The organism is Mangrovimonas spongiae (genome assembly GCF_003944795.1).
GTDB lineage: Bacteria > Bacteroidota > Bacteroidia > Flavobacteriales > Flavobacteriaceae > Mangrovimonas > Mangrovimonas spongiae.
Window position 1 is genome coordinate 549,079 of the sequence record NZ_RWBG01000002.1, and the last position, 15,605, is coordinate 564,683.

Consider the following 15,605-nt stretch of genomic DNA (forward strand, 5'->3'; position numbering starts at 1 on the left):
TTTTCAATAGGTCATTTTTGCGATATTTTAACCTAAAAAAAGCTTATTTTTATTATTCGTATCATAAAAAAAGCCCCAAGATTGGGGCTTATATTTTTTTACTATTTTGTAAAAAGCAACTCTCTGTATTTAGTAAGCGGCCACAACTCATCATCCACCATAAGCTCCAATTTATCGCAATGGTATCTAATATCAGAGAAAAGTGGTTTAACTTTATGACAGTAAGCTTTAGCTTTTTTCTCTACATCTGTCATTTTATTAGCCTTTTTACGCTCGTCAATCATTTTGGTTATGGTAGAATTTATAACCTCTAGACGCTGAGAAATATCCTCAATCAAACTTAATTGCTCTTTTGCAAACTTCTTATAACTAGCCCCATATATCTCTTTTAATCCTTTAACATTATCTATTAAAATATTTTGATAACGAACAGCAGTTGGGACAACATGGTTTCTAGCTATATCACCTAAAACACGACCTTCAATTTGAATACGCAAAACATATTCTTCCATTTCTATTTCATAACGCGCTTTAGACTCTACTGTATTCATAACTCCCATTTCCTCAAATAGATTAATAACCTTATCACTAATCTTTACTTTTAGTGCTTCTGGAGTTGTTTTATTATTACTCAAGCCACGTTTTTTAGCTTCTTTTTCCCATGCTTCGCCATAACCATTTCCTTCAAACAAAATGTTTTTAGAAGCTTTAATGTATTCTCTTAAAACATTAAATACAGCTTCGTCTTTTTTAAGTTTTTTGGTATCGATTAATTTATCAACCTCTACTTTAAAGTCTTTTAATTGTTTTGCCACAATGGTATTTAAAACCGTCATAGGATTAGCGCAATTTGCCCAAGAACCAACTGCTCTAAACTCAAACTTGTTTCCAGTGAACGCGAATGGCGATGTACGGTTTCTATCGGTATTATCTAGAAGAATTTCTGGAATCTTACCCACAACATTCAATTTTAAATCGGTCTTTTCTTTTGGCGACAATTTTCCAGAGGTTACATTTTCTAATTCCTGTAAAACACCTGTTAATTGTTCTCCAATAAATACCGATATAATAGCTGGTGGCGCTTCGTTTGCCCCTAATCTATGATCATTACTCGCCGAAGCTATTGCGGCTCTTAACAATTCTTCATTATCGCAAACTGCTTTTATGGTATTGATAAAGAAGGTTAAAAATTGTAAGTTGCTCATAGGCGTTTTTCCTGGACTTAATAAATTTACACCTGTGTCTGTCCCTAAGCTCCAATTGTTATGTTTTCCAGAACCATTTACACCAGCAAAAGGCTTTTCATGAAGCAAAACTTTAAAATGATGTCTTTCGGCCACACGATTCATAACATCCATTAATAACGAATTATGGTCTACAGCTAAATTAGCCTCTTCATATATAGGCGCTAGCTCAAACTGGTTTGGTGCCACTTCATTATGTCTCGTTTTAACAGGTATTCCTAATAAAATACACTCATTTTCAAAATCACGCATAAAATCCATAGCACGATTAGGAATAGTCCCAAAATAATGGTCGTCTAACTGCTGCCCTTTTGCTGCGGCATGCCCTAACAAAGTTCTACCGGTTAAGGTTATATCTGGTCTTGATGCTGCCAAAGCGCTATCTATTAAAAAGTACTCTTGCTCCCATCCTAAAGAGGCGTTTACTTTTTTAACATTTTTATCAAAATATTTACACACAGCAACTGCGGCATTGTCCACAGCTTGAAGCGCACGCAATAAAGGCGTTTTATAATCAAGTGCTTCTCCTGTGTAAGCCACAAAAACGGTTGGAATACACAATGTAGTACCATAAATAAAAGCAGGCGATGTTGGATCCCAAGCTGTATATCCTCGTGCTTCAAATGTATTTCTTATCCCTCCGTTAGGGAAACTAGATGCATCGGGTTCTTGCTGCACTAATTGCCCGCCCCCAAATCGTTCTATAGCATTACCATTACCTATAGGCTCAAAAAAGGCATCATGCTTTTCTGCTGTTGTTCCTGTTAATGGCTGAAACCAATGTGTATAATGAGTTGCTCCTTTTGAAATCGCCCATTCTTTCATTCCTGTTGAAATATGGTCTGCAACATCTCTGTCTATTTTAGCACCATTCTCAATAGCAGACATAACGCTTTCATAGGCTTTTTTGGTTAAAAATTGACGCATAGCAGGTTCATTAAACACATTCGCTCCAAAAACTTCTGAACGTCTTGAAGGCTCCTTAACCTGAACAGATGTTCTATTTAAGGATTCTTTGATAGCATGAAATCTAAGTGTAGACATTTTTATTGATTTTTATGTTGATAAGAGCAAAATTACTACGGTCTATAAAAAGAGTAAAATAAAACCGACTCATATTATTAACAATTTAGGATATTTTTAAACATTTTAGCCATAAAAACAAAAACAACCCATAAAAAAATAGGGGTGTTTATAAAATTACTTTTTAAAACAAAAAAAACACCCTAAAAAAAACAAGGTTTAAAATTGATAACATATATTTGCACCTTAATTAAAAAACTAATAACGTAATGGCAAAATCTAAACTTGAGTATATTTGGCTTGACGGCTACTACCCAACTCAAAACATGAGAAGTAAAACTAAAATTGAAGATAACTTTAGCGGCAAGCTTGAAGACTGCCCGATTTGGTCTTTTGATGGTAGTTCTACAAAACAAGCAGTAGGAAACTCTTCTGATTGTCTTTTAAAACCTGTAGCTATTTTTCCCGACCCTGCTAGAAAAAATGGTTACTTAGTAATGACAGAAGTATTAAATGCTGACGGCACACCTCACGAATCAAATGCAAGAGCTACAATTAATGATGACAACAACGATTTTTGGTTTGGTTTTGAGCAAGAGTACTTCATTATGGACACACACACACAATTACCTTTAGGCTTTCCTATAGGTGGATATCCTGGCCCTCAAGGTATGTATTACTGCTCTGTTGGCGGGAGAAATACACACGGTAGAGATTTTGTTGAAGAACATGCAGATTTATGCATTGAAGCCGGCTTAAACTTTGAAGGTATCAATCAGGAAGTTGCTTCAGGACAATGGGAGTTTCAACTTTTTGCTAAAGGTGCAAAAAAAGCAGGTGATGAAATTTGGATTGCACGATACCTATTAGATCGATTAACCGAAAAATACGGCTATTATATTGAATACCACCCAAAACCTGTAAAAGGAGATTGGAATGGCTCTGGAATGCATGCTAACTTCTCTAACTCTACTTTAAGAGAATGTGGCGATAAAGAGACTTACATGAAAATTTGTGAAGCCTTTAGACCTGTAACTAAGGAGCATATTGCTGTTTACGGAGAGTTTAACGACGAACGCTTAACTGGAGACCATGAAACAGCATCAATAGATGATTTTAGCTATGGCATTTCAGATAGAGGCGCTTCTATAAGAATTCCTATTATTACAGTTGAAAAAGGCTGGAAAGGTTGGTTAGAAGACAGAAGACCAGCATCTAATGGCGATCCATACAAAATCGCTGGACGAATTGTAGAAACTGTTAAATCTGCAGACGTATAAAAACATCTGTTTTGTTTATTATAAAAAGACTTGCTTTTTAGGGCAGGTCTTTTTTATTTATAACACAGACAACATTATAAAAACTAGATAAGCACCGAAAATTAAAAACCCTTTTAATCGGCCAATTTCAAACCGTTTAGGAATAAAAACTAAGGGAATTAATATAGCTGCAAAACCGATCATCCAGAAAATGTTTGTCGATAAAATCTCTGGCGTATTTGGGTTTACTTGAATAGGTTTAATAATAGCTGTTATCCCTAAAACCGATGCAATATTAAAAATATTCGATCCTATTAAATTTCCGAGAGAAATAGCCTTTTCTTTTTTTAAAGCAGCAATTACCGAAGCCGCCAACTCAGGAACACTTGTACCAATAGCAATTACAGTAACCGAAATAGCATACTCACTAACACCAACCGATGTTGCTAAATCTTTTGCACCATTTACTAACCATTCACTACCAAAATATAAGGACGCTGCCCCTATTAATAACCAAACAGTAATTTTAAAGTTAGATGTTTTTTGAAGTGCATCATCTACATCTACATCTTCAACTTCAACATGATTACTTTTCCTAGAATCTCTAATAAGCACAATTAAAAACACAATTAAAGCTACCATAAATACAACACCTTCAATCCTACTTAAAAGTTTATCCTGACTTAAAAACACATAAAGCAACAAGGACAAAATCATCATCATTGGCCAGTTCAGGCGGTAAAAATCGCGGTCGACAAGCAACGGCGAAATAATCGCTGTAACCCCTAACACCAAACCTATATTAGCTATATTGGAACCAATAACATTGCCAAGAGAAATATCGGACGATCCATCTAAAGCAGCCTGTATACTCACCAATAATTCTGGTGCAGATGTTGCAAAAGAGACCACTGTCATTCCTATTACCAACTTTGAAAGTTTCAACTTAAACGACAATGCTACAGAAGACCTCACCAAAAACTCGCCTCCAACAACCAAAAGCATAAGCCCCAATAAAACCCAAACTACACTCATAAATTACACTTAAAAACGTTAACTAGTTATACGTTTGATTAAAAACGCGAAGATAGTATTAAGTTTTGTTTTAATCCAAAAACTAAAAATTTCGTTAAAAAACTATATACGTAGTTGTATAACTACAAAAATAGTTATAGGTTTGTGTAAGCACAATAAAATTCAACTATGCAAAAGTTAACAAACAAGGAAGAAGAAATTATGCATATTTTATGGAAGCTTGAAAAAGCTTTTGTTAAAGATGTACTCGCAGAAATACAAGAAGACAAACCACATTACAACACGCTATCTACTATTATTAGAAATCTAGAAGATAAAGGTTATGTATCCTACCATGCTTATGGGAAAACCCACCAATACTACCCTATTATTACTAAAGAAGCCTACAAAAAAAGGTTTATGAATACCGCTATTGCGAACTACTTTAACAACTCGTATAAAAATGTGGTTTCTTTTTTTGCTAAAGAAGAAAAGATAAGCATTGAAGAACTTAAAGAAATTATAGAACTAATTGAAAGCAAAAAGTAATTATGGAATATATATTAAAATCTTCGGCCATAATCATCTTATTCTATTTATGCTATAAAATATTCCTTCAGCAAGAGACTTTTTTTGAAAGCAATCGTTGGTTTTTATTAACAGGATTATTACTAGCGGCAATTACGCCAGTTATATCTATTCCCATTTATGTTGAATACACGCCAATAAATACATCCAATTTTTTAATCACAAATACAGCTACACCACAAACACCAGAGCAAGGCATTTCACTTATTAACATTTTAACTTGGGTGTACTTTACTGGTTTGGCTACATTAGGCATAAAACTCATATTTGAATTCAAGGCACTGTTTACTATTTTAACAAAAACAGATAAAAGCATAAAGGGCAACTACACTTATATTACAACTACGGCAAATATCCCGCCTTTTTCATTTTTTAGATGGATTGCCTACAACCCTACACAGTTTAACAAAACCGAACTTAAACATATAATTAACCACGAAAAAGTACATGCCAAACAATTACATTCTATAGATGTTATAATGGCTCAAATAGCAACGGTGTTTTTATGGTGGAATCCATTTATCTGGTTATACAAGAAAGAAATTAAGCAAAACCTGGAGTTTATTGCCGATAAAAAAGCGCAAAACAGCTCTAACTGCAAAAAAAGCTATCAAATGCTTTTAGTAAAAACAAGCACAACAAACAATCATCAATTGGTCATGGCCAATAATTTTTATAATTCATTAATCAAAAAACGAATCGTTATGTTACACAAATCAAAATCAAACAAAGCAAAAGCCTGGAAATATTTTTTAATCCTTCCAGCGTTAGCTCTTTTTTTAATGAGCTTTAACACTAAAAAAGTTTACATAAAAAAAGACGCTAATTTAAAATCGCACGTCATTAGCTCTGCAACCACAAATAACGAGCTAAGTAAAGAAAAAAACATCAATAAATATGGTGAATCAGGAAAAGATGGCGTTATTGTTTTTAATGATAAAACCACAACAGATATTGAAGTACATATAATTACCAAAGATTTTACCGAAGCTGATATTAACGCCTTAAAAGAAACACTTGAAAAAGATGGACTTAAAGTAACAATTAAAGGCATAAAAAGAAACTCTAAAGGTGAAATTATCGCTATAAAAATTGATATAGAATCCAATAACGCCAATGCCAATTACAGCATAAGTAATAACACGCCAATCCAACCCATTCAAATTAAATACAACACTAATGGCGATAACATTTCTATTGGAAATGCCAACCTAATAGAGAAAATTGTTGTAAACAAAGACGGTAATAACATAAAATTCAACACCAAAGGCGACAATAAAAAAGTTTTCATTGTTAAAACCGATGATGATAAAAACATTAAAAAGAAAATTATTGAATTAAAAAGCAATGACAATAATAATGATGATGATCAAGAAGTTGAAATCATAGAAGTTATCGAAAAAGACTCTCCTAATACAGATGAAGAAAAAGAAATCATCATAGTAAAAGAGGTAAACAACAACAAAGAAGGCAACATCATTTGGGCTCACGAAAATAACTCATCAAACAAAAACATTCAAATAATTGGAGGTGCAAAAGCACCACTTTACATTGTAGATAACAAAGAAGCCACTCCAGAAGAAGTAGAAAAAATTGCTCCTAAAAAAATTCAGTCCATGACAGTTCTTAAAGGAGAAAAAGCTACTAATAGTTATGGTAAAAAAGGAGAAAACGGTGTTATTATAATTACCACAAAATAAAACCCAGCTGCCAGAAGCAATAAAATAACCAGCCTTAAAAGGCTGGTTATTTTTGTTTACAACACTATTGTCCATTAAAATACTTTATGCTATTTTAGTTGTATGACAGAATTGGATATAGAAAAAGAAAATGCAGCCATTGCCAAAGCTTACCGTGAACTTCTTAAAGTAAGCTATCGCACCTTATCAGACGACGATAAAAAATTTATTAGAAAAGCGTTTGATGTAGCTTTAGACGCCCATAAAGAACAACGCCGCAAATCTGGTGAAGCGTATATTTTTCATCCTATAGCAGTCGCTAAAATTGTGGCTCAAGAAATTGGTCTAGACGCCACATCTATAGCAGCAGCCCTATTACACGATGTTGTTGAAGATAACGAAGACTACTCACTCGCTGATATCGAACGTCTTTTTGGTGAAACAGTTGCGCGTATTGTGGATGGATTAACAAAAATTTCTTCCCTAAAAAAGTCGGGAGACATTTCTCTACAAGCTGAAAACTTTAGAAAAATGCTCCTAACATTAAATGACGATGTAAGAGTCATCATTATTAAAATAGCCGACCGTTTGCACAACATGCAAACCATGGACTCTATGCGGGCTGACAAGCAAGTAAAAATAGCATCCGAAACCCTTTATATTTACGCCCCTCTAGCTCACAGGATTGGACTGTACAACATAAAAACCGAACTCGAAGATCTAGGCTTAAAATATACCGAACCAGAAGTTTACAACGACATCCTTACCAAAATGAAAGAAAGTAAGGAAGAACAAGATGCCTACATTGAAACATTTAGTAACGCTATTAAAGAAGCCTTAGACAAAGAAAGCCTTAACTACGAAATAAAAGGAAGACCAAAATCTATTTTTTCCATCAGGCGTAAAATGCTGAATCAAGGTGTAAGTTTTGATGAGGTATATGACAAGTTTGCTGTCAGAATTATCTATAAAAGTGATGTGAAAAATGAAAAATTCTTAGCCTGGAAAATTTACTCTATTGTAACAGATCACTTTAGGCCCAATCCTACGCGCTTAAGAGACTGGATTTCATCACCAAAATCCACAGGTTACGAAGCCCTTCACATTACCGTAGTTGGCCCTAAAAGTCGTTGGGTAGAAGTACAAATTCGTAGCGAACGCATGAACGAAATAGCCGAAAAAGGCTATGCAGCTCACTACAAGTATAAAGAAGGTAGTGATAACGATGACAATTTAGATATGTGGATTTCTAGACTACAAGATGCTTTAGAAAACCCAGAAACCAATGCTGTAGATTTTGTAGAGCAATTTAAACTTAACCTATATTCAAAAGAAATATTTGTTTTCACACCTAAAGGTGACTTAAAGTCATTACCCAAAGGTGCTACTCCTTTAGACTTTGCCTTTAGTATACACACAGAGGTTGGTATGAAAACTCGTGGTGCAAAAGTAAATGGCAAATTAGTACCACTAAGTCATACTCTAAAAAGTGGCGATCGTGTAGAGATTTTAACTTCAGAATCGATAAAACCAAACACCAACTGGCTAGATTACGCGACTACAGGAAGAGCCAGAAGTAAAATAAAATCACTTTTAAAAGCAGAGAAAAAAGAAATTGCCGAAGAAGGCAAAGAAATTTTAAGACGTAAATTAAAACAACTCAAAATAACACTTAACGAAAAAACCGTTAACGAGCTTGTTAACCATTTTAAACTTAAAACAAGTTTAGATTTATTTTACCGTGTTGGCATAGGCAAAATAGACAATAGTAAACTTAAAGAATATGCTTCCTCTCGAAGCAATGCCCTTGTTAGCTATATAAAAAATAAAATTGTTCGTAAGCCTAGTATCTCAAAAGATGACATAGAAAAAGATGAAATTACAACAAAATACGACCAATTAGTTTTTGGCAAAGACGAACAAAAATTAGACTACAAACTAGCATCTTGCTGTAACCCTATTCCTGGCGATCCTGTTTTTGGCTTTTTAACAATAAACGACGGTTTAAAAGTGCATAAAAAAAACTGTCCAAATGCGTTAAGTCTTCAGTCTAACTATGCTTATCGCATTATGACAGCTAAATGGGTGGACTCCTCACAACAAGAATTCGCCACACAAATTAAACTATCAGGAATAGATAACATAGGTTTAGTTAACAAAATTACCGAAGTTATTTCTTCCAACATGCACGTAAACATGAAAAGCATTAGTTTTGAAAGCGAAGACGGTATTTTCTCAGGGAAAATAAATGTTGTAGTCAAGAACAGCGCCATGCTGAATAAAGTTATCGATAATCTGAAAAAAATTAATGGTATCGATAAAGTATCAAGAGTTTAAAAATAAGTGTAACTTTGCAAGCATATTATGAGTGTAAAAACCGATACAAAAAACCAAGAAATTGTAAAGAATGTGTTTACAGCCTATCTAGAAGAGAACGGGCATCGTAAAACACCAGAGCGCTATGCTATCCTTCAAGAAATTTATGATAGCGAAGAACACTTCGATATAGAATCGTTGTACATTACAATGAAAAATAAAAAATATCGTGTTAGTCGTGCGACACTTTACAACACCATTGAACTTCTTTTAGAATGTGGCTTGGTACGTAAACACCAATTTGGCCAAAACCAAGCGCATTACGAAAAATCCTATTTCGACAAACAACACGATCATGTTATTTTAACCGATACAGGCGAAGTGATTGAATTTTGCGATCCACGCATTCAATCTATTAAAAAAACTATCGAAGACGTTTTCGATATCGAAATAAAAAATCACTCACTCTACTTTTACGGAAACCGAAAAAAAACAACATAACTTTATACTATAATGGCGGTAGATTTACTACTTGGATTACAATGGGGAGACGAAGGCAAAGGTAAAATTGTCGATGTTCTTACCTCCAAATACAATATTATTGCCCGTTTTCAAGGCGGCCCAAACGCAGGACACACATTAGTTTTTAACGGAAAGAAACATGTGCTTCATACCATCCCATCAGGGATTTTTCATGAAGATGCTATTAATTTAGTTGGAAACGGTGTTGTAATAGACCCTGTTATCTTTAAAAAAGAGTTAGACAAGTTAACTGAGCAAGGTGTAGATTACAAAAAAAACCTGCTTATCTCCAGAAAAGCACACGTTATACTACCAACTCATAGACTTTTAGATGCGGCCAGCGAAACCTCCAAAGGGAAAGCTAAAATTGGTTCTACACTTAAAGGTATTGGCCCGACTTATATGGATAAAACCGGCAGAAATGGTATTCGTGTTGGCGACTTAGAAATGAATGATTGGAAAGAAAAATACCGCGCTTTAGCCAATAAGCACGAAGCCATGATAGATTTCTACAATGTAGATATTCAATACGATTTAGACGAGCTTGAAGCAGAGTTTTTTGAAGGTGTAGAACAACTAAAAACATTGCAGTTTATTGACTCCGAAGAATATGTTTTTCAAGCACAAAAAGCAGAAAAAAGTATCCTTGCAGAAGGCGCTCAAGGTTCGTTATTAGATATCGATTTTGGCACCTATCCATTTGTAACCTCATCAAATACAACTGCTGCTGGCGCGTGTACTGGTTTAGGTATTGCTCCTAATAAAATCGGCGATGTTTTTGGTATTTTTAAAGCTTATACCACACGTGTAGGCTCGGGACCGTTCCCTACCGAATTATTCGATGAAGATGGTGCTACCATGGCAAAAGTTGGTAACGAATTTGGCGCAACTACAGGACGTCCAAGACGTTGTGGCTGGTTAGATTTAGTAGCCTTAAAATACGCTTGCCAAGTAAATGGCGTAACACAGTTAATGATGATGAAAGCCGATGTGTTGTCAGGTTTCGAAACGCTAAAAGTATGCACCGCTTACAATTACAAAGGCAAAACCATCACACATTTACCTTACAATATCGAAGAAGAGAATGTATCGCCTATTTATTCCGAAATGGCAGGTTGGAAAGCCGATTTAACAAGCATGAGTGAAGCTTCACAATTACCAAAAGCACTTAACGAGTATATCGATTTTCTTGAAAAAGAACTTGAAATCCCTATTAAAATTGTATCTGTTGGCCCAGACAGAAAACAAACTATTTTTAGGTAAAATAAAGAATAATCTATCACACAAAAGCTCTACTAGAATTAGTGGAGCTTTTTTTATTTATATTAAAAAAATCATAACAACGAAACTCCCAACGTATAAATCCTTATTTTTGAACTCAAATTCAAGGTAATGAAAATAACCAAGCACTTGTTTTTTAGCCTACTACTCATCCTCCTACTTTCAGGAGTTAGTAATGCACAAGAACAAAAGCGTATTCAAATAAAATATTCTGGTTTTTTAGAGTTTAACGATAACGAAACACCAGGGCTAAAAGTCATGACACGTGATGATAAACAACAAATTCATGTTATTCATGAAGGTGTAAACATGTGGTGCGATCAAGCCTTACTGTATAGTGACGACAACTTTATTGAAGCCTATGGTCACGTAAAAATGAAACAAGGCGACACCATTAATATGAATGCCAAGTACGTGGAGTACAGTGGCCAAACTAAACTAGCTTTTGCTAGCGGCGATGTTGTTTTAACCGACCCGAACTCTAAACTCACTACTGACACCTTATATTTTGATAGAGTAAAACAGGAATCTTATTATAAAAGTGGCGGGAAAGTTGTGCGTGATTCATCGGGAACGATAACCAGTAAAATTGGCCGTTATTATATGGATAATAGCAAATACCAGTTTGTTCAAGATGTGATTTTAGTTCATCCAGACTATAATATTAATACCAATCAACTAGATTTTTATTCCGAAACAGGATACGCTTATTTATACGGCCCCTCAACCATCACAACTTCAGACAGTAAAACCTACTGCGAAAGAGGGTTTTACGATACCGAAAGAAAACAAGGCTACGGGATTAAAAAAACACGTATAGATTACGACAATCGTATTTTTGAAGGCGACAGTATGTACTTTGACAATACGCGAAGTTTTGCTTCTGCCACAAATAATATTAAAGTTACCGACACCGCAAATAATAGTGTTATTAAAGGGCATTATGCCGAAGTTTACAAAAACAAAGACTCCGTTTTTATTACCAAGAGAGCATTAGCCATTACGGTACAAGAAAACGATTCGGCATACATGCATGCCGATACCCTCATGGTTACAGGAAAACCTGAAAGTAGAATTACAAGAGCGTTTAGAAATGTTAAATTATACAAAAGCGATTTAAGTGGTAAATCCGACTCCATTCATGTAGACCATAAAAGTGGCTTAACACAACTAATAAACTTATCCAGATTAAGCTCACAAGATGCCTTTGCCACTAAGCGAAGACCTATATTATGGAATGAAGGCAACCAAATGACGGGCGATACTATTCATATTAAATCCAATCCAAAAACCGAAAAAATTGATTCGCTTTTTGTCTTTTACGATGCCTTTTTAATCAGTAAAGACACTGTTAGTGAAGATAGTTATAACCAAATAAAAGGAAAAGAACTTATTGGGTTGTTTAATGATGAGAACAAACTAAAACAAGTCGATTTAATTAAAAACGCCGAATCTATTTTCTTTTCTAGAAACGATGAGCAAGAGCTTATAGGTATTGATAAAGCCAAAGCAGGCAGTATAAAGATTAATTTTAAAAACGGTGAAGTTGAACGTTATTACAGATATAATCAAATAGATGCTAAAATTTATCCGGAATCTGATTTTCCTAAAAATGCGAGAAAGCTTCGCGGATTTGTTTGGCGTGAAGACGAAAGACCTAAAAGCGTGGAAGATTTATTTAGTGATGACCCTCCGTTAGAGCTTCCTACCATTCAAGGCTTAGAACCTTACGTACCTCAAGAAGAGTTTTTTGATGCCTCTATGCTTAAACGCATTAAAAAAGCTGAGGAAGCTGAAGAAAAAAAACAAAACAACCCTAATAACCTTAACAAACCTTTAAAAGCATCGAGAAAACTTCCAAAAAACGTTTTAAAAAAAATAAATCCGGAAAAAAGCAAGAAAAAAGATAAAGAAGAAAACAACTAAGTTTTTTAAATAAAGTAACTATAAATATTGATTTCAGATTTCTTAAAATACCAAGCACAAACCTCTACACATCCTTTAGCCATGGAAGTTTCTCATGCCGAAGGATCTTATATTTACGACACTAATAACAACGCCCATTTAGATTTTGTCGCAGGTGTTTCGGCTTGCACACTTGGTCACACTCATCCGAAGGTTGTTGCTGCTATTAAAGCACAAATTGACAAGTACTTACATGTTATGGTTTATGGCGAATATGCGCAAGAACCAGCGGTTGCTTTATCAAAATTTTTAGCCCAACATTTACCCCATTCTCTCAATAAAACCTATTTAACAAATTCGGGAACCGAGGCTGTTGAAGGCGCCATAAAATTGGCTAAACGCGTTACTGGAAGACACGAAGTTATTGCTGCAAAAAATGCCTACCATGGCAATACTATGGGAGCTATGAGTGTTATGGGAATTGAAGAACGCAAACAAGCTTTTAGGCCACTTATTCCAGGCACGAAGTTTATCAACTTTAATTGTGAAGACGATATTTTAAAAATCACCCAGAAAACAGCTTGTGTTATTCTTGAAACTATTCAAGGCGGCGCAGGATTTATTGTTCCAAAAAATGACTTTTTAAAAAAAGTAAAAGAACAATGTAACAAAGTTGGTGCTTTATTAATTTTAGACGAAATACAACCTGGTATTGGTAGAACAGGAAAACTTTTTGGGTTTGAACATTACCAATGTACACCCGATATTTTAGTTATGGGTAAAGGTCTTGGTGGCGGTATGCCAATTGGTGCATTTACTGCATCGAGTAAGCATATGGATTATTTAACCAGCAACCCAGAACTTGGACATATTACAACATTTGGCGGACACCCTGTTATTGCCGCCGCTGCCTTAGCTACACTTAAAGAGGTTATAGAAAGTAACCTAATATCTGAAACCTTAACAAAAGAAACCATTTTTCGAGAACATTTAAAACACCCTTTAATAAAAGAAATTCGTGGAAAAGGCCTAATGCTTGCTGCCATAACACCTTCTAGCGAAATAACCAACCGGGTTATATTACGATGTAAAGAGCTAGGGCTTATTTTGTTTTGGTTGCAATTCGAACCCAAAGCCATACGTATAACGCCACCACTAACCATATCTAGAAAAGAAATTATAACAGGCTGTCAAATTATTATTGATGTTTTAAATGAAATAAACAACACTCAATCCACTAAATTTCAGCAACTTAAATAAAACAAAACAATCATTGTTGATTAATCTGTTGAAAACATTTACCTCATCTAAACAAAACAAGGCAAATAGTACCCTACATTTATTCATGTAAATATATAACGTGTGCTTATGGAGTTAAATCCTAACGAAGACAACAATTTACCACTTACCAAATTCGAATCAATGTTAAAAACAAATCATGTTTTGTTTTTTGACTCTGGAGAATTCGAAAACATAGTCCACCACTACTTATCACAAGGAAAAGTAGCTCTAGCTAAAAAAGCGATTAAATTAGGACTAGAACAACACCCTACCTCAACCAACCTTAAGCTTTTTAGAGTTGAAGTTTATATTTTTGAAGACAAATTAAATCTGGCCGATGAACTTCTAAATGAACTTCATGAATTAGAGCCTTTAAACGAAGAAATATATATTCAAAAAGCGAGTATACTTTCTAAATTAGACAATCACTCTAAAGCTATAAAAGCTCTAAAAAAGGCCTTAGAATTAACCGATGATGTAGCCGATATTTATTCTTTAATTGGCATGGAACATCTTTTTCTAGACGAGTTTGAAGAAGCCAAATACTTTTTTATGAAATGCCTAGAAACAGACATGCATGATTACTCTGCATTATATAATATTATGTACTGTTTTGATTTCCTTGACCAACATAAAGAAGCTATTGAATACCTTACAACATATTTAGATAGCAATCCATATTGTGAAGTTGCTTGGCATCAATTAGGAAAACAATATTTTTCTGTTAAAGATTACAAAAAAGCCTTAACAGCTTTTGATTTTGCCATAATTTCTGATGATCGTTTTATTGGTGCTTATCTAGAAAAAGGTAAAGTTTTAGAAAAACTTAAAAACTACAAAGAAGCCCTAGAATGCTATGTTTTAAGTTTAAATCTAGATGACCCAACATCATTTGCACTTTTAAGGATTGGGTTTTGTCATGAAAAATTAGGAGAGAAAGACTTAGCGGTGCAATATTATAAAAAGACTATTCACGAAGATCCTTTATTAGATAAAGGTTGGATAGCTATTACCAAATTCTACACCAAGCAACAAAATTATCAAAAAGCGCTTTATTACATAAATAAAGCCATTAACATTGATGGTGACAATGTGGTATACTGGAAGCATTATGCCAAAATAAACCATAGACTTAATTTTTTAGAAGAAGCAGAACGCGGCTATAAAAAAGCTTTAGAACTTGGTAATTACGAACTAGATACATGGCTGTTAAGAGCCGATATACTTTTACGTCTAGGCGAACCTAATGCAGCAATTCAAAGTCTTTTACAAGCCTCAGAGTTTTACCCAGAAAATGCTGAAATAGAATACCGCTTATCTGGACTATACTATACCACACATGAAAATGATAAAGGCCAATATCATTTAAAAAATGCTTTAACTCATAATCATGAATATGCCTTTATTCTAGAAGAACTTTTCCCAAAGGTTGTAAACAAACCTCAAGTTAAAAACTTATTAAAAGCCACATCTTAACCTATCGCATCTACTTA

11 protein-coding genes are annotated in these 15,605 nt (G+C 34.4%); 9 read left to right on the forward strand and 2 right to left on the reverse strand.

The genetic code is table 11. The annotated features are described in order from the left end of the window. Nucleotides 1-101 precede the first annotated feature (101 nt). Nucleotides 102-2,288: a glutamine synthetase III family protein gene (locus tag EJA19_RS06770; protein ID WP_125467587.1), complete on the reverse strand. Its 2,187-nt coding sequence runs from the start codon at nt 2,286-2,288 to the stop codon at nt 102-104. 248 nt (nt 2,289-2,536) lie between these two features. Between EJA19_RS06770 and EJA19_RS06775 the strand changes: the two genes are divergently transcribed. Beyond that, nucleotides 2,537-3,547 carry a glutamine synthetase beta-grasp domain-containing protein gene (locus EJA19_RS06775; RefSeq protein ID WP_125467588.1) on the forward strand — a complete coding sequence of 337 codons (1,011 nt, stop codon included), beginning with the start codon at nt 2,537-2,539 and terminating at the stop codon, nt 3,545-3,547. 57 nt (nt 3,548-3,604) lie between these two features. On the opposite strand, the gene EJA19_RS06780 is transcribed toward EJA19_RS06775, so the two are convergent. Further along, nucleotides 3,605-4,561, reverse strand: a complete 957-nt coding sequence (locus tag EJA19_RS06780; protein WP_125467589.1) for a calcium/sodium antiporter — start codon at nt 4,559-4,561, stop codon at nt 3,605-3,607. A gap of 168 nt (nt 4,562-4,729) precedes the next feature. On the opposite strand from EJA19_RS06780, the gene EJA19_RS06785 reads away from it, so the two are divergent. From EJA19_RS06785 to EJA19_RS06820, 8 genes are all read left to right on the forward strand, one after another. After that, nucleotides 4,730-5,089, forward strand: a complete 360-nt coding sequence (locus EJA19_RS06785; RefSeq protein WP_125467590.1) for a BlaI/MecI/CopY family transcriptional regulator — start codon at nt 4,730-4,732, stop codon at nt 5,087-5,089. A gap of 2 nt (nt 5,090-5,091) precedes the next feature. Then, on the forward strand, nt 5,092-6,828 hold the full coding sequence (locus EJA19_RS06790) for a M56 family metallopeptidase (protein ID WP_125467591.1): 1,737 nt from the start codon (nt 5,092-5,094) through the stop codon (nt 6,826-6,828). 102 nt (nt 6,829-6,930) lie between these two features. Then, nucleotides 6,931-9,144, forward strand: coding sequence for a RelA/SpoT family protein (locus EJA19_RS06795; protein ID WP_125467592.1), 2,214 nt, complete (start codon nt 6,931-6,933; stop codon nt 9,142-9,144). A 27-nt stretch (nt 9,145-9,171) separates the two neighbouring features. After that, nucleotides 9,172-9,624, forward strand: coding sequence for a Fur family transcriptional regulator (locus EJA19_RS06800; protein WP_125467593.1), 453 nt, complete (start codon nt 9,172-9,174; stop codon nt 9,622-9,624). Nucleotides 9,625-9,636: 12 nt separating this feature from the next. After that, nucleotides 9,637-10,908: an adenylosuccinate synthase gene (locus tag EJA19_RS06805; protein ID WP_125467594.1), complete on the forward strand. Its 1,272-nt coding sequence runs from the start codon at nt 9,637-9,639 to the stop codon at nt 10,906-10,908. 129 nt (nt 10,909-11,037) lie between these two features. After that, complete coding sequence (locus tag EJA19_RS06810) at nt 11,038-12,852, forward strand: OstA-like protein (protein ID WP_125467595.1); 1,815 nt, start codon at nt 11,038-11,040, stop codon at nt 12,850-12,852. 27 nt (nt 12,853-12,879) lie between these two features. Continuing rightward, nucleotides 12,880-14,091: an aspartate aminotransferase family protein gene (locus EJA19_RS06815; protein ID WP_125467596.1), complete on the forward strand. Its 1,212-nt coding sequence runs from the start codon at nt 12,880-12,882 to the stop codon at nt 14,089-14,091. A 108-nt stretch (nt 14,092-14,199) separates the two neighbouring features. Further along, nucleotides 14,200-15,588, forward strand: a complete 1,389-nt coding sequence (locus EJA19_RS06820) for a tetratricopeptide repeat protein (RefSeq protein WP_125467597.1) — start codon at nt 14,200-14,202, stop codon at nt 15,586-15,588. Nucleotides 15,589-15,605 lie beyond the last annotated feature (17 nt).